Raw genomic sequence first — 20,827 nt, forward strand, 5'->3', positions numbered from 1 at the left:
TTGTCGTCACACCCGCAGCAAGTGCCAGGCCCGTTTGCCGCGCGCCTTCGCCTCATACATCGCCTGATCGGCCACCTCAAGTGCCTGACGAAACGACAGCGATGCCCCCTCCCACAAAGCGATGCCGATACTGAGCCCGACCCGTTGCGAACAACCGGGTCTGGGCACATAGCTTTGCATCCGGCCAATCAGGGCATCGGCCAGCTCGGCCAGGGCATGGCTTGAGACCTCCCGGCTGAGGTGCACCACAAATTCGTCGCCACCGTAGCGACCGCACAGGGCCGAACCCGGCATGATGAGACGCAACCACTCCGCCATCTGCTGCAAAACCTGATCGCCACAGGCATGACCTAGCTGGTCATTGATCCCCTTGAAATCGTCCAGATCGATAAAGAGCAGCGCGCCTGCTCCGTCATGTTGCTGCTGAGCAAACGCCTTGCCAAACCCCTGCCGGTTGAGCAGGCCGGTCAGGGCATCACTGTTGGCCCGCTCGGCCAGCCTCTGTTCATAGGCTTTGCGCTGGGTGATGTCGATATGGGAACCCATGATCCGCAGTGGCTTGCCATCGACATCCCGATCGACCACCCGCCCCCGATCCCAGAGCCAGGTGACCTCCCCTTGCGGGTTGATGGTGCGGTATTCGACTTCGTAGAAGGGGGTTTTCCCCTCGAGATGATCGAAATAGCTGCCCATGGCGTGGGCGCGATCGTCGGGGTGGAGCTTGGCGCTCCATTGGTCGAAGTGGGGGGCCATGTCACCGGCCTGAAAGTTCTGCAGGTTGAATACCCGCAGTTCGCCGGTCGGAATAATCCCCTGCCAGAGGCAGATGCCGGTACCATCGAGGGCGGCATTGAGCTTCTCCTGCAGCAGGCTGTTTTCATGCTTCAGGGCGGCAATTTCTGCCTGCAGCCGGGTCAGTTCACCAATACGGGAAGAGGAGATCAGGGTCGCCGCTGGCTCCGCAGAGCCCTGCTCTCCCCTTGCATCTTCTGTCGATGATCTTCCCTCTTCGCTTAACACAGCGCCTCCTCGCCCCATCCCGGGATATCCTTATCCTGCCGCCGACAATCACGCACAAAGATGCCACCAGCTGCAGGGAATTAGTAGCCATTCATACCTGAAATTGCGAAAAAAAATGGACTTGAATGACGAACTCCACAATATCCAGATCTGGTCGCGCTACCATAGCAAAACCCCCGGCTTGACCGGGGGTTTTGGCAGCACAAACGGGTTGTCAGATGAACTCGTAGGCGTCGCCGAAGATGCGTTCCGGCTCGGCACCGAGGATCTTGAACTCCTCGCGGGCGGCTCCCGCCATCTCGAAGCGACCGGCGACATAGATGTCGTACTCATGGAGGCTGACGAAGTCATCCATGATCGCCTTGTGCACCAGACCGGTACGGCCACTCCAGTCACTCTCCGGCTCCTGTACCACCGGGATGAAGGTGAGCGGCGCGTAGTCGCGCTCCCACTGCTGCATCTGCTCCAGCTCGTAGAGCCAGTGCGCCTGACGCACGCCCCAGTAGAAGAAGACCGGACGCTTGCTGCCGCTGTCGATCAGGTATTCCAGAATCGCTTTGGCATAGGAGAAACCGGTGCCGCCAGCCATCAGGATCAGCGGGCGGGGGGATTCGTTGCGCAGGAAAGCCTTGCCGGCGGGCAGCTCGACCTCGATCTCCCCCTGTTCGCGCATGCGGGCCAGCACCTGACCGGCATAGGCGTTCTCGGGAGTCGCACCGATCTGCAGCTCCAGCACGCCCGGGCGGGTCGGCGAGTTGGCGATGGAGAAGGGACGCTTGTCCGAATCGCTCATCACCACCAGCAGATACTGGCCCGGCTTGAAGCTGACCTCTTGCTGCGGCGTCAGGGCCACATGCCAGATGGTGTCGACATATTCGCGCAGTTCCTCTACGCGGCATTTGATACGTTGCATTCTTGTCCTTGTGGCGGGCTCGCTCGACCCGCTTCGCTCATTGTTTCACTGTCAGGTGATGACCAGCACTGCTGGCCCCATTGGTCGAGGATACCCAAATCGCTGCGGATCTCATCCATTTTTGCAGCAAACGGGCCATTTTCGCCTCAACCGAGGATATTCAACTCATCCCAGATGGCATCGATCTTCTGCTTCACCGCCTCGTCCTGCACGATGGGCTGACCCCACTCGCGATTGGTCTCCCCCGGCCACTTGTTGGTAGCATCCAGCCCCATCTTGGAGCCCAGGCCGGAGATGGGCGAGGCGAAGTCCAGATAGTCGATCGGGGTGTGTTCGATCAGGGTGGTATCGCGGGCCGGATCCATCCGGGTGGTAATGGCCCAGATCACATCCTTCCAGTCGCGGGCGTTGACGTCGTCATCACACACCACCACGAACTTGGTATACATGAACTGGCGCAGGAAAGACCAGACCCCCAGCATCACCCGCTTGGCGTGGCCCGGGTAGCGCTTCTTGATGGTGACCACCGCCATCCGGTAGGAGCACCCCTCCGGCGGCAGATAGAAATCCACGATCTCGGGGAACTGCTTCTGCAACAGCGGTACGAACACCTCATTCAGCGCCAGCCCCAGCACTGCCGGTTCATCGGGCGGACGACCGGTGTAGGTGCTGTGATAGATGGCATCCTTGCGCATCGTCATGTGGGTGATGGTGAACACCGGAAACTCGTCCACCTCGTTGTAGTAGCCGGTGTGGTCGCCATAAGGGCCTTCCGGCGCCATCTCGCCCGGCTCCAGATAGCCTTCCAGCACGATCTCTGCGCTGGCGGGCACCTCCAGGTCACAGCTGATGGCTTTTACCACCTCGGTACGGCTGCCGCGCAGCAGACCGGCAAAGGCGTATTCGGAGAGGGTATCCGGCACTGGCGTCACGGCGCCGAGAATGGTCGCCGGATCGGCACCGAGCGCCACCACCACCGGGAAGCGCTCGCCCGGATGGGCCTCCTGCCACTCGCGAAAATCGATGGCTCCGCCGCGATGATCCAACCAGCGCATGATCAGCTTGTTCTTGCCGATCTTCTGCTGGCGGTAGATACCGAGGTTCTGCCGCTTCTTGTAGGGGCCGCGGGTGATGGTGAGACCCCAGGTAACCAGCGGCGCCACATCGCCCGGCCAGCAGTGCTGGATCGGAATCTGGTCGAGATCGACCGCATCCCCCTCCTGCACCACCTGCTGGCAGGGGGCGGAAGAGAGGCGCTTGGTCGGCATGTTGAGCACCTGCTTGAAGATCGGCAGCTTCTCCATCAGCTCCTTGAAGCCACGAGGCGGTTCCGGCTCCTTCAGATAGGAGAGCCATACCCCGACCTGACGCAAGGCGCTCACATCGGGCTGACCCATCCCCATGGCGACCCGATCCGGGGTACCAAACAGGTTGGTCAACACCGGCATGGTGTAGCCTTTGGGATTTTCAAACAGCAGAGCCGGGCCGCCCGCACGCAGGGTGCGGTCGCTGATTTCGGTCATCTCCAGATAGGGGTCTATCTCGCGGGTAATCCGCTTGAGTTGTCCGTTTTGTTCCAGCTGCGCGACGAAATCACGCAAGTCCTTGTATTTCATGCAGGTTCCCAACCAGATTCAGGAGGTGAGGCATTATAACCCTGGCCGCCTCTCCGGTGTACCCGAATCGGGGAAGAGAGTCGGTGTCATGAGGTTCTGATCATGTTGACCAAGGCGTTTGGCCAGTGCCGATAGCAGCAATGGTTCATCCACCTCCATCAACAGATCGGCCACCAGAGATCCATACTGCCGGTTGGCCAGTTCACCAAGCAGGTAGCTTCTTGCCTGTTGCGGCAGGGGGGATAGAGCGCTCAGCTGGCGCAGGGCCGGCTCTTTCAGATGGGGATTGGTGCTCGCGGCAATTAGCAGCTCGCTGGCCTCATTGCCCTGATGAAAGCGGTTGATGGTGGCCAGCGCTGCCAGAGCATCCTGATCCACCGGTTGGCGCCAGAGGCGGCTGTAGAGTGCCGGTTCGCCGGTGCGCTGCAGCAGATAACTCAGTAGACGGTTGTCAGGCAGATAGATGTTCTGGGCTGCCAACGTCCGGCTCTCGCGCTGCAGCAGGGAAACCGGCAGCTGATCGAGGGCCTGCAGCAGCGCCTGTTGCTGACGAGCTAGCTCGGGGTTACCGCGGTAGTAGATCGACTTGAAACCGAAGGTGCCCTGCTCCAGTTGCTGGCGATAATCAGCCTGCCACGCCAGTTGCTGCCACTGACCCAGCAGCAGCCGGGCCTGAGCGGCAAAATCGTAGGCGGGTTGCTGAACCAGAAAGCCGTCAACCCGCTGCTCGACCAACCACCGGGGGGCCTTGTCAGCCTGGGCGGCCACCCAGGCGTGCAGTTCGGGGGACGCCGGCCGGGTCACGCTGATATTGCGCAGCAGTTGCAGCAGCAAATACTCCCGCTGCTCGCGGCTCTGGGTCGCCAGCAGGGAATCGACAGCGGCAAACTGCCCCTGTTGCAGGCAATTCGACAGATAGCGCAAATCGGTGCCCAGCTCGGCAGCCTCCACTGAAGGAGGCTCTGGCACGCTCTGCGCAAAGGCCGGGATACCGAACAGCAATCCCGGCAGTAACCAGTAAACGGGTCTCATGACGTCTCTATCCTTGTGACATCGAAGCTTCATACTACCCAGTCGGCCGAAATTTAGATAAACAAAAACCGCGACCTTGGCCGCGGTTTTGTCATTTTCTGACCTGATTTATTTCTGCTGGCGCCGCATGGCGTCGAAGAACTCGTCGTTGGTCTTGGTCATCGCCAGTTTGTCGATGAGGAATTCGATACCGTCAATCTCGCCCATCGGGTGGACAATCTTACGCAGGATCCACATCTTCTGCAGCTCGTCACCGGAGGTGAGCAGCTCTTCCTTACGGGTGCCTGAGCGGGTGATGTCGATAGCCGGATAGACGCGCTTCTCGGCAATCTTGCGCGAGAGGTGCAGTTCCATGTTGCCGGTACCCTTGAACTCTTCGTAGATAACCTCGTCCATCTTGGAACCGGTATCGATCAGCGCAGTGGCGATGATGGTCAGGCTGCCGCCCTCCTCAACATTACGCGCGGCGCCGAAGAAGCGCTTGGGACGGTGCAGGGCGTTGGCGTCCACACCACCGGTCAGTACCTTGCCGGATGACGGGATAACGGTGTTGTAGGCACGGGCCAGACGGGTGATGGAGTCCAGCAGGATCACCACGTCCTTCTTGTGCTCGACCAGACGCTTGGCCTTCTCGATCACCATCTCGGCGACCTGAACGTGACGGGATGCCGGCTCGTCGAAGGTGGAAGCGATCACTTCACCTTTAACCATGCGCTGCATTTCGGTCACTTCTTCCGGACGCTCGTCGATCAGCAGGACGATCAGTTCGCAGTCAGGATGGTTGTAAGCGATGCTCTGGGCGATGTTCTGCAGCAGCATGGTCTTACCGGCCTTGGGCGGTGCGACGATGAGGCCACGCTGACCTTTACCGATCGGGGAGGCCAGATCCAGTACGCGAGCAGTGATGTCTTCGGTAGAACCGTTGCCCCGCTCCATGCGCAGACGCTCGTTGGCGTGCAGCGGAGTGAGGTTTTCAAACAGGATCTTGTTGCGGGAGTTTTCCGGACGGTCGTAGTTGACCTCGTTGACCTTGAGCAGCGCGAAGTAGCGTTCGCCCTCTTTCGGCGGCCGGATCTTGCCGGAGATGGTATCGCCGGTACGCAGGTTGAAGCGGCGGATCTGGCTCGGGGAGACGTAGATATCGTCCGGGCCCGCCAGGTAAGAACCGTCAGCACTGCGCAGGAACCCGAAGCCGTCGGTCAGGATTTCCAGCACACCGTCGCCAAAGATATCCTCGCCACCCTTGGCGTGCGCCTTGAGGATCGCGAAAATAATGTCTTTCTTGTGCGCCCGAGCCAGATTTTCCAACCCCATGGATTCGCCGAGCTTGACCAGCTCAGACACAGGAGTGTTCTTTAATTCAGTCAGATTCATAGTGGTGAAAGTCTGTAAGCAAGGATTGAAATGAGGAGACAGTCTGCTGGATTGATGCTGATCGGATTTGACTTGCCAGGCTAGCAATGGAGTCAGGCAAAAAGGTTAGCAAACGAGCGATAAACTAGCACCAATCGGGATGAGCGTCTAGGTGATAAAACAGAAGGAGCGCATTATTGCAATGCGCTCCTCTTCGATTATTACAGGTTGCCGTCCAGGAACTCTTTCAGCTGAGTCTTGGACAGTGCACCGACCTTGGTCGCTGCCACTTCGCCATTCTTGAACAGCAAGAGGGTCGGGATACCACGAATGCCGTACTTGGGCGGAGTATCAGAGTTATGGTCGATGTTCAGTTTGGCTACGGTCACGCGACCTTCGTACTCTTGGGCAACTTCTTCCAGGATCGGGGCAATCATCTTGCACGGACCACACCACTCGGCCCAGAAGTCGACCAGAACGGCGCCATCGGCTTTGATTACATCTGCCTCGAAGCTGGCATCGCTCAGCTGAACAATCTTGTCACTCATCTCCAACTCCAGTCAGTAAATAAGGCTTTATTGACACGTCAATAAAGGCAATAGTTGCCCTATTTGAAATGATCCTGTTTATTATTGCAAGCCTAACCTGATAACCTACCGCCATGAGCAAAACACACTTAACGACCGACAAATTCGCCCAAATGGGCCTCGAACCCGAAGTTCTGGCTGGTCTGGAAGCAAAGGGATTTCATTATTGCACGCCCATCCAGGCACTGTCCCTGCCACTGCTGGTAGAGGGCCATGACCTCGCCGGGCAAGCACAGACAGGCACCGGCAAAACCATCGCCTTTCTGGCCGCCACCTTCAACTATCTTCTTACCCACCCACTGACCAAACCCCGTCTGGTAAATCAACCCAGAGCCATCATCATGGCACCCACCCGGGAGCTGGCAGTACAGATCTATAACGATGCCGACAGCATCTCCGCCTCTACCGGCCTGAAACTCGGCCTCGCCTACGGTGGCGAAGGTTACGACAAGCAGCTGGCCGTACTGGAGCAGGGCGTCGACATCCTGATCGGCACCACCGGCCGCATCATCGACTACTTCAAGTCCAAGGTGATCGACCTGAGCAACATCCAGGTCGTGGTTCTGGACGAAGCGGATCGTATGTTCGATCTGGGCTTCATCAAGGACATCCGCTTCCTGTTCCGCCGCATGCCGCCCGCCACCGAGCGTCTGAGCATGCTGTTCTCCGCCACCCTCTCCCTACGCGTGCAGGAGCTGGCCTACGAACACATGAACCACCCGGAACATGTGCAGGTCGAGCCGGAGCAGATGACCGGCGTGCGGATCAAGGAGGAGCTGTTCTACCCCTCCAACGAAGACAAGATGTTGCTGCTGCTCTCCCTGATGGAAGAGGAGTGGCCGGAAAAAGCGATCGTCTTCGCCAACACCAAGCATGTCTGTGAAGACGTCCATGCCTGGCTGGAAAACGACGGCCACCGCGTTGGTCTGCTGACCGGCGACGTGCCGCAGAAGAAGCGGATGAAGATCCTGGAAGAGTTCACCAAGGGTGCGCTGGACATTCTGGTCGCCACCGACGTGGCCGCCCGTGGTCTGCACATCCCTGACGTGACTCACGTCTTCAACTATGACCTGCCCGACGATGCCGAGGACTATGTACACCGTATCGGTCGTACCGGTCGTGCCGGCAAGAGCGGTCACTCCATCAGCCTGGCCTGTGAAGATTATGCCTTCAACCTGCCGGCCATCGAGGAGTACATCCACCACCCGATCCCGGTCAGCAAGTATGATCGCGAAGCACTGCTGGATGATGTCACCGCGCCGAAACGGGTGTTCCGCAACCGCCAACCAGTGAACCGCAACATGCGCGATCGCCAGGGTGGCAACAGCAACAACCGCCGTCGTCCGCCGCGCAAAAGCTAAAGGATAGGCCCGTTGCACAACTCGCCTCTCTATGCCGCCATCGACCTCGGCTCCAACAGCTTTCACATGCTGGTGGTGCGCGAGGTCGCCGGTGCCCTGCGCACCGTTGCCAAGGTCAAACGCAAGGTTCGCCTCGCCGCCGGGCTTGATGCCGACTTCCGTCTCAGCCGTACCGCCATGGAGCGGGGCTGGGACTGTCTGCGCCTGTTCGCCGAACAGCTGCAGGACATTCCGGCCGACAACATCCGGGTAGTGGGTACCGCCACCCTGCGGTTGGCTACGAACGTCGACGAGTTCATCAGCGAAGCGGAACGGGTGCTCAACCACAGCATCGAGATCATCTCGGGCGAGGAAGAGGCCAAGACCATCTATGAGGGGGTCTCCTGGACTTCCGCCGGGGAAGGCAACCGACTGGTTATCGATATCGGCGGTGCCAGTACCGAACTAGTGATTGGCGAGCACAGCGAAGCGAAACTGCTCAACAGCCTGCACATGGGCTGCGTCACCTGGCTCAACAATCACTTCGGTGATGGCGAGCTCTCCGAAGCCCGTTTCGAGCAGGCGATTACCGCTGCGAAGGCCGTGCTGGAGAAGGTGGCGGATGATTACCGTGCCCTTGGCTGGCGCACCTGCGTCGGTGCCTCCGGCACGGTACAGGCGCTGCAGGAGATCATGCTGGCGCAGGGGAAGAGCGAGCGGGTCACCCTGCCGAAACTGCAGGAGCTGATGGGTCAGGCCATCGCCTGCGGCAAGCTCGACCAGCTGCAGCTGGAAGGGCTGGCGGCCGAACGTCTGACCGTGTTCCCCTCCGGCCTCGCCATCCTGATCGCCATCTTTGAAACCCTGAACATCGAGAGCATGACCCTGGCGGGTGGTGCCCTGCGCGAAGGCTTGATCTACGGCCTGCTCGGCAACAATCACGACTGCGATGCCCGTGACCGCACCGCCGACAGCCTGATCAACCGCTACCAGCTGGACAAGGAGCATGCCGAGCGGGTGCGTGATACCGCCATCGAGGCGTTCACCCAGCTGCAGCCGGCCTGGCGCCTCTCCAAGCGCTATGGTCGCCCGATCTTGCGCTACGCGGCACTGCTGCACGAAATCGGTCTTTGTATCGAGTACAAGAAGGCGCCGCAACATGCCGCCTACATCATCGACAACATCGATATGCCGGGCTTCACTCCCGCGCAGAAGAAGCTGTTGTCAGCCCTGCTGTTCAACCAGCGGGATGAATTCAAGCTGGAACCGCTGGAGAAGCAGGGGGCGGTCACCGCTCGTCAGGCGATCCGGCTGGCTCGCATCCTGCGTATCGCCCTGATCCTCTGCATGCGCCGCACCCAGGGAACCGTGCCCGGCTTCACGCTGGAAGCGGACGAGGATGCACTCACCCTGACCCTGCCCAAAGGGTGGCTCGAAGAGCACTACCTGCGCGCCAGCGAACTGCGCTTTGAAGTGGAGCGCCAGCAGAAGATGGGCTGGCCGACCCGTTTGCAGGAAGCCTGATCCCTCTGCCTTCTCAAGGAGCAGACCATGCCGGATTACCAACCCATCAGCTGTGACCTCTACGACTGGCTGGAGATTGCCGCCAGCTGGCAGTTGCCGGTCGCGCTGACCAGTCGGGACGGACGTGAGTGGGCGGATCGGATCCGCACCATAGAGGCCCGCGATGGGGTGGAGTATCTCCAGCTGCACAGCGGCGAGCAGCTCAGTCTGGCGGATCTGGCGACCATGACGCTCAGCTGGCAGGGAGAGGAGAAGCTGATCCGCTTCGCCCCACCAGCCCAGTCAGACAGCCAATAAATAGCAAGAGGGCCAACCCGATCAGGTTGGCCCTCTTCTTTGGTCGCCCGGACGATATGCCGGTCGCCGCTTAACTCGCCAGCGCAGCCATTACGTAGACATCGAAGCGGTTGCTCTTGGTCTCGATGGCCATGCTCGGCTTCTGTTCGTTGAGCCAGCCGGCGTAGTCGGGGCGCTTCACCACCACCCGCTTCTCTGCCATTTGGAGCGCTGCTGGCAGCAGGGCATCGGCATCGAGATCCGGCCCCACCAGCGACTGGAATACCCGCATCTCTTTTTTCACCAGCGCCGACTTCTGCTTGTGCGGGAACATGGGATCGAGGTAGATCACCTCGGGCCGTTCGGTCAGCCCCAGCAGGGTATTGACCGCAGGCCCGTGCAACAGCTGCATCCGCTCGCGTACCCAAGGGCCAATCTCGGAGTCTTCTGCGGCTCGTGCCAGCCCATCCTGCAGCAGGGCGGCCACCACTGGACTGCGCTCAATCATGGTCACCCGGCAGCCGAGAGAGGCGAGCACGAAGGCATCGCGTCCCAGCCCGGCGGTGGCATCGACCACGGTCGGAGTCGCCCCCGACTTGAGCCCCACCGCCTTGGCAATGGACTGACCGCGACCGCCGCCAAACTTGCGGCGATGGGCGACCGCGCCTTCGACGAAATCCACGTAGACGGCCCCCAGCTTGGGCTCATCCAGCTTGCGCAACTCCAGCCGCTCCGGGGTAAACACCAGAGCAAACTGGGGAAGGTCTATCTGGGCAAGCTGGCTGGTCAGCGCGTCTGCCTGCGCGGCCTTGGCGGGGTCTTCGAGGAGGATTTGCATGGTCTCTGGATGCGTTCTAAGTTCAGTGAACCGAGTGTACCACAGCCCATTCGCGTCGCTGTAGGGAGGAAACCCCATGAACCTGCTCATCGCCTTGCTGCTCGCCGCCCAGAGCAGCCCCCATCTCAAGGTCTGTGGTGTGGACTGGCCCCCCTTCTCCTATGCCGAACAGGGCAACCTGATGGAGGGAATATCAGTCGAGATCCATCAGGAAGTAGCACACCGCCTCGGCATGAGCCTCACCCTGCTCGAACTGCCTTGGGGACGCTGCGAACAGTACGTCAACACCGAGCTGGCGGACGGCATTCTCGACAACGCTCCCCTGCCCGGCTGCTACCACTCTGACCTTGCCACCGCCTTCTACCCGCTGGCCGCCTATGTGCGCACCGACAGCCCGCTGCAAACCTTCTCGTGGGAGATGGCCAAGGGATTGAAAGTGGGGATGGTCAGGGGCTATGACTACACGGACAAGATCAAGAACTTCACCGGCTGGGAACCCATCAAGGCCCACTCCGACAAACAGTTGCTGCTGATGCTGGAGAAGAGCCGGGTCGACATGATAGTGCTGGATTACTTCTCGGCCCCCATCCTCTCCAAGGAGCAGGACGTCAAGATCCGCGCCCTCACCCCCTTTATCGATTCAACCCCGCTCTATCTCTGCTTTGGCAAACAGAGAGCAGAGCTGCTTGCCCGCCTACAACAAGGCGCTGCAGCAGATGCTGGACGAGGGCGTGCTGGATCGCATCTATCTACGCTATCTCGGGGAGGATTACCGGACGCTGCGGGGCAAGCAGGAGAAATTGAAACCGACGCAGTGACAGTCAGCTGGAACGAGCCTGCAAAAACATGTTCTTGTCGTTGAGCTGCAAGTATTCGGTGAGATCGTCGTAGGCGAGCGGACGGCTGAGCAGATAACCCTGAGTAAAGGCACACCCCTTCTGGCAGAGGAAGTTGAGCTGCTCGCGAGTCTCCACCCCTTCTATAACCACCTGCATCCCGAGGTTGTGCACTATGTTGATGATGCCGTCGAGCAGCATGCGATCCTGCTCGTTGAAGGGGATATGGCGCACGAAAGATCGGTCGATCTTGACCAGATCGACCGGGAATGTGCGCAGATAGTTAAGCGCCGAGTAGCCGGTGCCGAAGTCATCGATGGCCAGCTTGCAACCCGCCTCGCGCAGGGCATCGATCCGCACCCTGTGCTGATCGCTGCTCTCCATCAGCAGAGATTCGGTAATTTCGATGACGATGTCGGCAGGATCGAGCTCAAAATGGTGGATCACCTTGAGCCATTCGCTCGCTTCCGGATCTATGGTCTGGAACTCCATGGTGGAGCGATTGATCGACATCTGCAGATCAGGAAAACCGGAGCGCTGCAAACGCGCCAGATCCCGACACGACTGCCACAGCACCAATGAACCCAGCCCCTGGATCAGCCCCGCCTCTTCCGCCAGTGGGATGAACTCGGCCGGTGAAACCTGTCCCCACTGGGGGTGATACCAGCGCACCAGCGCCTCCAGCTTGGCCACCCGCCCGCTGCGGTTGTCCCAGATGGGCTGGTAGGCCATGGTCAGCTGTTCCTGCTTGATCGCCTCCGCCAGATCCTGCTGCATCTGATGGCGCTGGCGCACCTCTTCCCGCATGGTGGAGCAGTAGGTGCCGATCAGTCGCCCCTGCCGTTTGGCGGCAAACAGCGCCTGCTCGGCGTTGCGCAGCAGCTCGTCGCTCTCGCTGCCATCGATGGGGCAGAGGGTCATCCCCACAGTCGCCGTCACGTAGAGGTGCTGATTCGCCAGCATGAAGGGACGGGCGAAGCTGCCGATCACCTGCTTGGCAAACACCTCTGCCTGACGGCGGGTCACTATGCCCGGCACCAGAAAGGCGAACTCGTCGCCACCGATGCGGGCCACCAGATCCTCGGTGCGCACCCGGCTCACCAACCGATCCGACACCTCCCGCAACAAGGCATCACCGGCATGGTGATCCATGCTGTTGTTGACCGCCTTGAAGTTGTTGAGGTCGAGTACCATCAGGGCGAAGCGTTCGCCCCGCTCGCAGAAACGGCCGAGACAGCGACCAAACAGCCAGCGGTTGGGCAGGCTGGTGAGGTTGTCGTAGTTGGCCTGTGCCGCGATCTTCTGTTCGGCGAGCTTAGTCTGGGAAAGATCGCTGAAAATGGCGATATATTGCTGGATCTTTCCCCCTTCTCGCAGGGTGCTGATCATCAGCTGCTGCGGGTAGAGCTTGCCGTTCTTGCGCTTGTTCCACACCTCGCCGCGCCACACCCCCACCCGCTCCAGCGCGTGGTACATGTCGGCATAGAAGGTCTGATCGTGCAGGCCGGACTTGAGGATGCTGGGGCGCTGGCCACACACCTCCTCGCTGCTGTAGCCGGTGATCTGCTCGAACGCCGGGTTGACCGAGATGATGCGGCTGTCGTCATCACACACCAGGATCGCCTCGGAGAGGTTGTCATAGACCCGGTGGGATAGCTTGAGCTGTTCGGCGTGGCGCTTGAGGGGATCGATATTCTCCAGCAGCACCATCAGATAATCCGGCTGCTGCAGAGCATCGCGAATAAGGGTCACCGTCACCCGCCCCCACAGCACTTCCCCGCCCTTGCAGAAGTAGCGCTTCTCCTGGGTGAAGCTGCTGCGCTCGCCACGATAGATCTGCTCATAGTATTCGGCACTGCGCATCCAGTCTTCGGGATGATTGATGTCGGAGATGGTGCGATGGAGCAACTCATCGAGCGGGTATCCCAGCATCTTCTCGATGGCCGGATTGGCCCAGAGGATTCGCCCGGCAAGGTCCAGCTTGCCGATCCCGACCGGCGCATGGGAGAGCATGCTCTGCAGCATATGGGGCGAATCGGGCAGCGGTTGCTGCGCTCGCTGCAGCAGGAGGGCCAGCTCGCGACCGGCCAACGGCCCCAGCAGCTTGAGCAACCCCATCACCTTACCCATGTTGGCCTGCGGCTGGCGATAGAGCAGGCTGCAGATGCCGATGGGCTCGCCATCGGCGTTCTTGAGCACGATGCCGGCATAGGCCTGAGGCTGCCACTCCTGTGCGAGGGGCACATGGGGGAAGAGCTGGAGCAGACGGTCGCTGAACCAGGCTTCTCCCTCATGCCAGGTGATGGCATCGGGCGAGCCGGTTAGCGGCAGTTGCAGGGATTCGGGTTCAAGACAGGAGGGATAAGCGGCCTGCGCCCTGAATTGGGCAGCGTTTGGTTCCCATGCTGTGATCAGGACGACATCAGCCATCACAACCGCGGCGATTTCACTCACAAAGGTATCGAAATATCCCTGACCACTCGAATGAGCCAGACTGGAGATGATTTGATAGACGGAATCGAGTGCTCGCCTCATGGCAAGGGGCTTTCTCTCCTTGAAGATGTAGAACACGACTCTACTTAAGAGGCGCGGGCAGTGCAAACATGCATTCAGCAAGATATTAAAAAGGCATGAGAAAAGGGACCAAAAGGTCCCTTTTTATGGCAAAAATCACGCCTTGATCCCACTATGCCGCAAAAGCGTATCTGCTTGAAGCTCACCGCTACGGCGGGGATGAAAGGTTATGCAGCAATCCCGCTATGGCGCAGCAGCGCATCGACCTTTGGCTCCCGGCCGCGGAAGGCACGGAACAGCTCCATCGGCTCCTTCGAGCCCCCTTTCTCCAGAATGTTCTGCAGGAAGGATTGGCCGGTCGCAGGGTTGAAGATCCCCTCCTCCTCGAAACGGGAGAAGGCATCGGCAGAGAGCACTTCCGCCCACTTGTAGCTGTAATAGCCCGCCGCATAACCGCCGGCAAAGATGTGCGAGAAGCTGTGCTGGAAGCGGTTGAACGTCGGCGGCGTCATTACCGCCACCTGGCTGCGCACCTCGTCCAGCAGCGCCGGGATCTGGTCCGGTTTGGCCGGATCAAACTCCTGATGCAGACGGAAGTCGAACAGAGCGAACTCCAGCTGACGCAGCATCTGCATGGCGGCCTGGAAGTTGCGGGCTGTCAGCATCTTCTCCAGCAGATCGGCAGGCAGCGGCTCGCCGGTCTCGTAATGGCCGGAGATAAAGGCCAGCGCTTCCGACTCCCAGCACCAGTTCTCGAGGAACTGGCTTGGCAACTCGACTGCATCCCAGGCCACGCCGTTGATGCCGGCCACGCCAGCCACGTCGATCCGGGTCAGCATGTGGTGAATGCCGTGACCGAATTCGTGGAACAGGGTGACCACTTCGTCATGGGTAAAGAGCGCAGGCTTGCCATCCACCGGGCCGTTGAAGTTGCAGGTCAGGTAGGCGACCGGCTTTTGCAGCGACCCATCCTGACGGTAGCGACGACCCAGGCAGACATCCATCCAGGCTCCGCCCCGCTTGTGCTCGCGGGCGTAGAGATCGAGATAGAAGCTACCACGCAGTTCGTCCTCGCTATCGAAGATGTCGTAGAAGCGCACATCCGGATGCCAGGTGTCGATGCCGAGGCGCTCGCGCACTTTCATGCCGAACACCCGCTTGACCACTTCGAACAACCCCTTCACCACCTTGTTGGCGGGGAAGTAGGGGCGCAGCTGCTCGTCGGAGATGGAGAATTTGTGCTGCTTGAGCTTCTCGGCGTAGTAGGCGAGATCCCAGGCTGCCAGCTCGCTCTGGCCGTGTTGTTCGGCGGCAAAGGCGCGGATCTCTTCCAGCTCTGCTTTGCCTTGCGGCAGGGATTTGGCCGCCAGATCGGTGAGGAAATCCACCACCTGGCTGGTCTTGTCAGCCATCTTGGTCGCCAGCGACAGCTCGGCATAGTTGGCAAAGCCCAACAACCGGGCCAGCTCGCTGCGCAGGGTGAGCAGCTCGGTCATGATGGCGGAGTTGTCCCACTTGCCAGCATTGGGCCCCTGATCGGAAGCGCGGGTGGTGAAGGCTTCATACATCTCGGCCCGCAGCTCGCGGTTGTCGGCATACATCATCACCGGCAGGTAGGAGGGAATATCCAGCGTGAACAGCCACCCCTCCTTGCCTTTGAACTCGGCCATCTGGCGAGCCGCCGCCAGCACGCTCTCCGGCAGACCGGCCAGCTCAGCCTCATCGGCCACCAGCTTGTGCCAGCCCTGGGTCGCATCCAGCACGTTGTTGCTGAAGCGGGAAGCCAGCTCGGAGAGGCGGGCCTGAATTTCGCCGTAGCGCTGCTGCGCCTCGGCAGGCAGACCAATACCGGAGAGGCGGAAGTCGCGCAGGGTGTTCTGGATCTCCTTGCGCTGGGCGCCGCCAAGCCGCGGGAAATCATCGCTCTCGGAGAGCGCCAGATAGGCTTGATAGAGCCCCTCGTGTTGACCGACATAGGTCTGGAATTCGGAGAGCAGCGGCAGACAGGCATCGTGGGCCGCGCGCAGTGGTTCGCTGTTGAGCACGGAGTTGAGGTGGCTGACCGGTGACCAGATCCGCGCCAGACGGTCGTTGACCTCTTCCAGCGGGGCGATCAGGCTGTCCCAGGTGTGGGGCTCGGAGTGCGCCAGCACATCCTTGATCTTCTGTTTGCAATCGGCGATGGCCTGCGTCACGGCGGGCTGTACATGATCAGGCTGGATCTGGCTGAAAGGGGGCAGCGAATCCATTGACAGCAAAGGGTTATTCATCCCGGTTACCTCTTGTTTGGTCTTGAACAGACCGCTTTAGCAGCTCTTCATGGTTCTCTAACATGTGGCCAAGTCACGCAATAATCAAGCTTCAATCCGCCTGTCGGCACGGTTTTCCCCTCTTTGTGAGCTCAAACACCTCTCTGCCAGACACTGGACGGCAACAGCATGAATAATCGGTACTTTTTTGCTCTTTTTACGGCTTTTTCAACTCTCGAACAACAAGGGAGCAGACCAAATCCAATCGACAAAGGAGTACGTCACAACAGACTATCACCGGCCTTTTCCATACTTGGAAAATAATTAATCAATAAGTTAATAACTAAAACAAATCATGTACATACGTTGATTAATTTGTTTTTAAGTGCATATCATAAGCAGCCTGTTACTCAGGTCACTTGATTCTCCGTGCCGCACGGAGAACGGGTGAAAAAGGCAAAGTGACCCGAAAGGGCACGACGCAAAGCCACCGGTCTAAGGGAGATTTCCTATGACAGCGGGGCTGCCCCCAGGAGCGTTCGGCCATAGCTGTACGCTCCGTTTGTACTGTATGGAGATATCAAGATGAACAAATTGAAGTTATCCCTGCTGGGCTGTCTGCTCGGCATGGGCGCCCCCATGGCGCAGGCCGCCTCGGCCGGTCAGGCCATGGTCAATCCCCAATCCGGAGTCGTCGTGGGTTACTGGCACAACTGGTGCGGTGGCTCTGGCTATCAGGGCGGTACCGCTCCCTGCGTCAAGCTCGACCAGGTCAATCCGCAATACAACGTGGTCGATGTCTCCTTCATGAAGGTGTATGGCAGCGATCCCATCCCCACCTTCAAGCTCGACCCGGCTACCGGCATGAGCGAGAGCCAGTTTATCGAGCAAATTGCCCTGCTGAACAGCCAAGGCCGCTCCGTGCTGCTGGCGCTGGGCGGTGCCGATGCCCATATCGAGCTGCGTACCGGTCAGGAGCAGGCCTTCGCCGACGAGATCATCCGTCTGGTGGAGACCTATGGCTTCGACGGTCTGGATATCGATCTGGAGCAGTCCGCCATCACTGCCGCCAACAACCAGACCGTGATCCCGGCTGCCCTGCGGCTGGTCAAGGACCACTACCGCGCGCAGGGGAAAAACTTCCTCATCACCATGGCGCCTGAGTTCCCCTACCTGACCGCCAGCGGTCTCTATACCCCCTATCTGCGGGCACTGGAAGGCTACTACGACTGGATCAATCCCCAGTTCTACAACCAGGGTGGCGACGGCATCTGGATCGACGGGGTAGGCTGGATCGCCCAGAACAACGATGCCCTGAAAGAGGAGTTCATCTACTACATGGCGGACTCTCTCATCAACGGCAGCCGCGGCTACTACAAGATCCCCCACGACAAGCTGGTATTCGGTATCCCGGCCAATATCGATGCGGCCGCCACCGGTTACGTCAAGAATCCGCAGGATCTCTTCGACGCCTTCAACCGCCTCAAGAGTCAGGGTCAGCCCCTGCGCGGCGTGATGACCTGGTCCATCAACTGGGACATGGGTCGCAACGCGGCCGGTCAGGCTTACAACGAAGCCTTCATCAAGAGCTACGGCCCCTTCATCCACGATCAGAACATCACCCCGCCGGACGAGAACGGCAAGCCGGTGTTCAGTGGCCTGAGCGATGCCCGCGTCAAGCACGGCACCCGCTTTGACCCGCTGGCCGGCGTCAGCGCCAGTGACAAGGAAGATGGCGATCTGACCGGTCAGATCCAGGTGGAAGGGAGCGTCGATACCCAGCGCATCGGCCTCTATCCCCTCACCTACAAGGTGAGCGACAGCGACAACCAGACCACCGAGCAGATTCGCACCGTCGAGGTCTACAGCATGAAGCCGGTCTTTACCGGTATTGCGGACACCACTATCGAGCTCGGTACGCCGTTCAACGCCATGGCCGGCGTCAGCGCCCACGATGAGGAAGATGGCGATCTGACCGCCAACATTCAGGTCAGCGGCAACGTCGACAGCAGCAAGGTAGGCCGCTACACCCTCACCTATCAGGTGAGCGACAGTGCCAACCAGCAGGTAACCCAGCTGCGCAACGTGACCGTCAGGGAGCAGGGCGCCATCTGTCAGAACAGCTGGGATGCCAAAAAGACCTACGTCGGCGGCGACATCGTCAGCCACAACGGCAAGAGCTGGCGCGCCGAGTGGTGGACCCAGAACGACGAGCCGGGTACGACCGGTGAGTGGGGCGTCTGGCGTCTGCAGGGAGACAGCGACTGCGATGGTGGCGAGAAGCCGCCGGTGATCGGCAGCAGCGACTTCACCGTCAGCGCCATGGGTTCCGACTACACCATTGTCAACGGTCAGGTCACCATCCGCTTCAACATCACCACCGCCAACCCGGTGCAGATCTCTGCAACTCTGGAGCAGAACGGCCGCAGCCATGGCACCAACAGCAGCAAGGTGAACGGCACCAGCCCTCTGGTACTGCAGGGTAGCAATGTGACCGATGGCAGCTACGAAGTCGTGATCAGCGGTCTGGCAGATGGCCAGCAGCCGGTGGTGCAGCGCTTCCCGGTCACCCTGGCTGAAGAAAGCGACAACGGCGGCAACGATGGTGACTACCCGGCCTACGCCCCCAACACCAGCTATCAGGCCGGTGATCGGGTCAGCAATGCCGGTGGCAACTATGAGTGCAAACCCTGGCCCTACAGCGGCTGGTGTGGCGGCTCCAGCAGCCACTATGCACCGGGTACCGGCACTGCCTGGAGCGATGCCTGGACCAAGTTGTAATCAGCCAGCCATAACAAAGAGGGGGAGCCATCGGCTCCCCCTCTCGTTTATTCCCTTCATCCCGCTTAGCGGGCATCTTCCTTCAGCCACTGCGCCACGCGCTTGGCGAAGTAGGTAAGGATGCCGTCGGCCCCGGCCCGCTTGAAGCAGAGCAGGGACTCCATGATGCACTCCTTCTCTTTCAGCCAGCCATTCTGGATCGCTGCCATGTGCATGGCGTACTCGCCACTCACCTGATAGGCAAAGGTCGGCACGCCGAACTGATCCTTCACCTGACGGATCACGTCCAGATAGGGCATGCCCGGCTTGACCATCACGCTGTCGGCCCCTTCCTGAATATCCAGCGCCACTTCGTGCAGGGCTTCATTGCTGTTGGCCGGATCCATCTGGTAGGTAGCCTTGTTGCTCTTGCCAAGGTTACCGGCGGAGCCGACCGCATCGCGGAACGGGCCGTAGTAGCAGGAGGCGTACTTGGCGGAATAGGCCATGATCTGGGTGTTGATGAAGCCGTTCTCTTCCAGTGCAGCGCGGATGGCACCGATGCGGCCATCCATCATGTCGGACGGCGCGACTATATCTACCCCGGCCTCGGCATGGGAGAGCGCCTGCTTGATCAGGATCTCGGTGGTGATGTCGTTCAGCACATAGCCTTCGTCATCGATGATGCCGTCCTGACCGTGGGTGGTGAACGGATCGAGCGCCACGTCGGTGATGACCCCCAGCTCCGGGAAGCGGGCCTTGAGAGCACGCACGGTGCGCTGGGCCAGTCCGTTCGGGTTGTAGGCCTCTTCCGCCATCAGGCTCTTGCTCTCCAGCGGGGTGACCGGGAACAGGGCAATGGCGGGCACGCCCAGCTCTACCAGTTCGGCAGCCTCTTCCAGCAGCAGATCGATGGAGAGACGCTCCACCCCCGGCATGGAGGGAACGGCTTCCCGACGGTTCTCCCCCTCCAGCACGAACACCGGATAGATGAGATCGTTGACGGTCAGTACGTTCTCGCGCACCAGACGACGGCTGAAATCATGTTTGCGCAGACGGCGCAGGCGGCGGCCCGGAAAGGCGCCCGGAAGAGTTGTAGCCATGAATCACTCCTGGAGAGGAAGTTGGAAGAACGCGGCGGAGGTGGCCCGGGTGTGGGCCAGCAAGGCCTCGGGCGCTTCACCACGACAGGCCGCCACCACCTGGGCGATGTGCGGCAAAAAAGCAGGTTCGTTGCGTTTCGGGCGCGGTTTCAGATCCCGCGGCACCAGATAGGGGGCGTCGGTCTCGATCATCAGGCGGCCAGCCGGAATGCGGGCCACCTGCTCGCGCAGCAACTGGCCGCGACGTTCGTCGCAGAGCCAGCCAGTCACCCCGATATGCAGCCCCAGCGCCAGACACTCGTCCAGCTCTTCATCGGAACCGGTGAAGCAATGCAGCACGGCTCCCGGTAGTTTCGGCAACCAGGGATGGAGGATCTCGATGAAACGGGCGTGCGCATCGCGGCAGTGGAGAAACACCGGCATCCCGAGCTCGGCGGCCAGCGCCAGCTGGGCGTCAAATACCGCGTCCTGCACCGGGCGGGGGGAGAAGTCGCGGTTGTAGTCGAGCCCACACTCGCCGATGGCCACCACCTGCGGCAGCGCCGCCAGCTCGCGCAGGGCGGGCAGGGTCGCCTCATCGACACTCTTGGCGTCATGGGGATGGATCCCGGCAGTGGAGAAGCAGTAGCCCGGCCAGCGGGCGGCCAACTCGGCGCTCTCGTGGCTGCCTTCCAGATCGGTACCGGTCAGGATCAGCGCTTCCACTCCGGCAGCACGAGCACGGGCCACCAGCTCAGCCTGCTCGCCGGCAAACTGGCTGCTGGTCAGGTTTAAACCGATATCGATCATGGGATGAAGAGTTCCAGACAAAAGGAATACATATCAGGTATTTGAAAACCATCTACCGAATGGGGCCTTACCATACG

15 protein-coding genes, 1 pseudogene and 1 riboswitch are annotated in these 20,827 nt (G+C 60.3%); of the genes and pseudogenes, 5 read left to right on the forward strand and 11 right to left on the reverse strand.

Annotation, left to right across the window (positions count from 1 at the left end; all coding sequences use genetic code 11):
• Positions 1-6: 6 nt before the first annotated feature.
• The 6 genes from LG31_RS0102165 to trxA form a co-directional block, all read right to left on the reverse strand.
• A complete protein-coding gene (locus LG31_RS0102165) occupies positions 7-1,020 on the reverse strand; it encodes a GGDEF domain-containing protein (protein ID WP_050513383.1) in 1,014 nt (337 codons plus the stop codon).
• 214 nt (positions 1,021-1,234) lie between these two features.
• Entirely contained in the window at positions 1,235-1,933 is a 699-nt protein-coding gene (gene fre / locus LG31_RS0102170; protein WP_033112872.1) for an NAD(P)H-flavin reductase, read from the reverse strand.
• Between the two features lie 146 nt (positions 1,934-2,079).
• The gene (ubiD, locus tag LG31_RS0102175) at positions 2,080-3,549 is read right to left on the reverse strand and encodes a 4-hydroxy-3-polyprenylbenzoate decarboxylase (RefSeq protein WP_033112873.1); all 1,470 of its coding nucleotides are present in this window, start codon (positions 3,547-3,549) and stop codon (positions 2,080-2,082) included.
• 33 nt (positions 3,550-3,582) lie between these two features.
• Complete coding sequence (locus LG31_RS0102180; protein WP_033112874.1) at positions 3,583-4,581, reverse strand: hypothetical protein; 999 nt, start codon at positions 4,579-4,581, stop codon at positions 3,583-3,585.
• A gap of 108 nt (positions 4,582-4,689) precedes the next feature.
• Entirely contained in the window at positions 4,690-5,955 is a 1,266-nt protein-coding gene (gene rho / locus LG31_RS0102185; RefSeq protein WP_005339417.1) for a transcription termination factor Rho, read from the reverse strand.
• Positions 5,956-6,155: 200 nt separating this feature from the next.
• Entirely contained in the window at positions 6,156-6,482 is a 327-nt protein-coding gene (gene trxA / locus LG31_RS0102190; RefSeq protein ID WP_005339416.1) for a thioredoxin TrxA, read from the reverse strand.
• A gap of 113 nt (positions 6,483-6,595) precedes the next feature.
• Here trxA and rhlB point away from each other — a divergent pair, with 113 nt between their 5' ends.
• From rhlB to LG31_RS0102205, 3 genes are read left to right on the forward strand one after another with little or no spacing between them, the layout of a single operon-like run.
• Positions 6,596-7,882, forward strand: coding sequence for an ATP-dependent RNA helicase RhlB (gene rhlB / locus LG31_RS0102195; protein WP_033112875.1), 1,287 nt, complete (start codon positions 6,596-6,598; stop codon positions 7,880-7,882).
• A gap of 12 nt (positions 7,883-7,894) precedes the next feature.
• Complete coding sequence (gene gppA, locus LG31_RS0102200; protein WP_033112876.1) at positions 7,895-9,385, forward strand: guanosine-5'-triphosphate,3'-diphosphate diphosphatase; 1,491 nt, start codon at positions 7,895-7,897, stop codon at positions 9,383-9,385.
• A 27-nt stretch (positions 9,386-9,412) separates the two neighbouring features.
• Positions 9,413-9,682: a Rho-binding antiterminator gene (locus LG31_RS0102205; protein WP_033112877.1), complete on the forward strand. Its 270-nt coding sequence runs from the start codon at positions 9,413-9,415 to the stop codon at positions 9,680-9,682.
• Between the two features lie 70 nt (positions 9,683-9,752).
• Here LG31_RS0102205 and LG31_RS0102210 read toward each other — a convergent pair whose 3' ends face one another.
• A complete protein-coding gene (locus LG31_RS0102210) occupies positions 9,753-10,499 on the reverse strand; it encodes a class I SAM-dependent methyltransferase (RefSeq protein WP_033112878.1) in 747 nt (248 codons plus the stop codon).
• Positions 10,500-10,575: 76 nt separating this feature from the next.
• Here LG31_RS0102210 and LG31_RS0102215 point away from each other — a divergent pair.
• Positions 10,576-11,317, forward strand: a pseudogene (locus tag LG31_RS0102215) (substrate-binding periplasmic protein).
• Positions 11,318-11,320: 3 nt separating this feature from the next.
• Here LG31_RS0102215 and LG31_RS0102220 read toward each other — a convergent pair.
• Both LG31_RS0102220 and prlC read right to left on the reverse strand, forming a co-directional pair.
• Positions 11,321-13,870, reverse strand: a complete 2,550-nt coding sequence (locus LG31_RS0102220) for a putative bifunctional diguanylate cyclase/phosphodiesterase (RefSeq protein ID WP_033112879.1) — start codon at positions 13,868-13,870, stop codon at positions 11,321-11,323.
• Positions 13,871-14,076: 206 nt separating this feature from the next.
• Positions 14,077-16,119: an oligopeptidase A gene (prlC, locus tag LG31_RS0102225; RefSeq protein WP_033112880.1), complete on the reverse strand. Its 2,043-nt coding sequence runs from the start codon at positions 16,117-16,119 to the stop codon at positions 14,077-14,079.
• A gap of 424 nt (positions 16,120-16,543) precedes the next feature.
• Positions 16,544-16,629, forward strand: a riboswitch (cyclic di-GMP riboswitch).
• 54 nt (positions 16,630-16,683) lie between these two features.
• Between prlC and LG31_RS21750 the strand changes: the two genes are divergently transcribed.
• Positions 16,684-18,879, forward strand: coding sequence for an immunoglobulin-like domain-containing protein (locus tag LG31_RS21750; protein WP_033112881.1), 2,196 nt, complete (start codon positions 16,684-16,686; stop codon positions 18,877-18,879).
• 65 nt (positions 18,880-18,944) lie between these two features.
• Here LG31_RS21750 and hemB read toward each other — a convergent pair whose 3' ends face one another.
• Together hemB and LG31_RS0102240 are read right to left on the reverse strand one after the other, a co-directional pair.
• Positions 18,945-19,961: a porphobilinogen synthase gene (gene hemB / locus LG31_RS0102235; RefSeq protein ID WP_033112882.1), complete on the reverse strand. Its 1,017-nt coding sequence runs from the start codon at positions 19,959-19,961 to the stop codon at positions 18,945-18,947.
• A gap of 3 nt (positions 19,962-19,964) precedes the next feature.
• Positions 19,965-20,750, reverse strand: a complete 786-nt coding sequence (locus tag LG31_RS0102240; protein WP_033112883.1) for a TatD family hydrolase — start codon at positions 20,748-20,750, stop codon at positions 19,965-19,967.
• Positions 20,751-20,827: the final 77 nt, after the last annotated feature.

It is taken from the genome of Aeromonas lacus, assembly GCF_000764665.1.
GTDB lineage: Bacteria > Pseudomonadota > Gammaproteobacteria > Enterobacterales > Aeromonadaceae > Aeromonas > Aeromonas lacus.

Excerpts from the sequence above, each read along its gene's own strand:
- fre (WP_033112872.1), bottom strand. The coding sequence starts at position 1,933 with ATGCAACGTATCAAATGCCGCGTAGAGGAACTGCGCGAATATGTCGAC.
- ubiD (WP_033112873.1), bottom strand. The coding sequence starts at position 3,549 with ATGAAATACAAGGACTTGCGTGATTTCGTCGCGCAGCTGGAACAAAAC.
- LG31_RS0102180 (WP_033112874.1), bottom strand. The coding sequence starts at position 4,581 with ATGAGACCCGTTTACTGGTTACTGCCGGGATTGCTGTTCGGTATCCCG.
- rho (WP_005339417.1), bottom strand. The coding sequence starts at position 5,955 with ATGAATCTGACTGAATTAAAGAACACTCCTGTGTCTGAGCTGGTCAAG.
- trxA (WP_005339416.1), bottom strand. The coding sequence starts at position 6,482 with ATGAGTGACAAGATTGTTCAGCTGAGCGATGCCAGCTTCGAGGCAGAT.
- rhlB (WP_033112875.1), top strand. The coding sequence starts at position 6,596 with ATGAGCAAAACACACTTAACGACCGACAAATTCGCCCAAATGGGCCTC.
- LG31_RS0102205 (WP_033112877.1), top strand. The coding sequence starts at position 9,413 with ATGCCGGATTACCAACCCATCAGCTGTGACCTCTACGACTGGCTGGAG.
- LG31_RS0102210 (WP_033112878.1), bottom strand. The coding sequence starts at position 10,499 with ATGCAAATCCTCCTCGAAGACCCCGCCAAGGCCGCGCAGGCAGACGCG.
- LG31_RS0102220 (WP_033112879.1), bottom strand. The coding sequence starts at position 13,870 with ATGAGGCGAGCACTCGATTCCGTCTATCAAATCATCTCCAGTCTGGCT.
- prlC (WP_033112880.1), bottom strand. The coding sequence starts at position 16,119 with ATGAATAACCCTTTGCTGTCAATGGATTCGCTGCCCCCTTTCAGCCAG.
- LG31_RS21750 (WP_033112881.1), top strand. The coding sequence starts at position 16,684 with ATGAACAAATTGAAGTTATCCCTGCTGGGCTGTCTGCTCGGCATGGGC.
- hemB (WP_033112882.1), bottom strand. The coding sequence starts at position 19,961 with ATGGCTACAACTCTTCCGGGCGCCTTTCCGGGCCGCCGCCTGCGCCGT.
- LG31_RS0102240 (WP_033112883.1), bottom strand. The coding sequence starts at position 20,750 with ATGATCGATATCGGTTTAAACCTGACCAGCAGCCAGTTTGCCGGCGAG.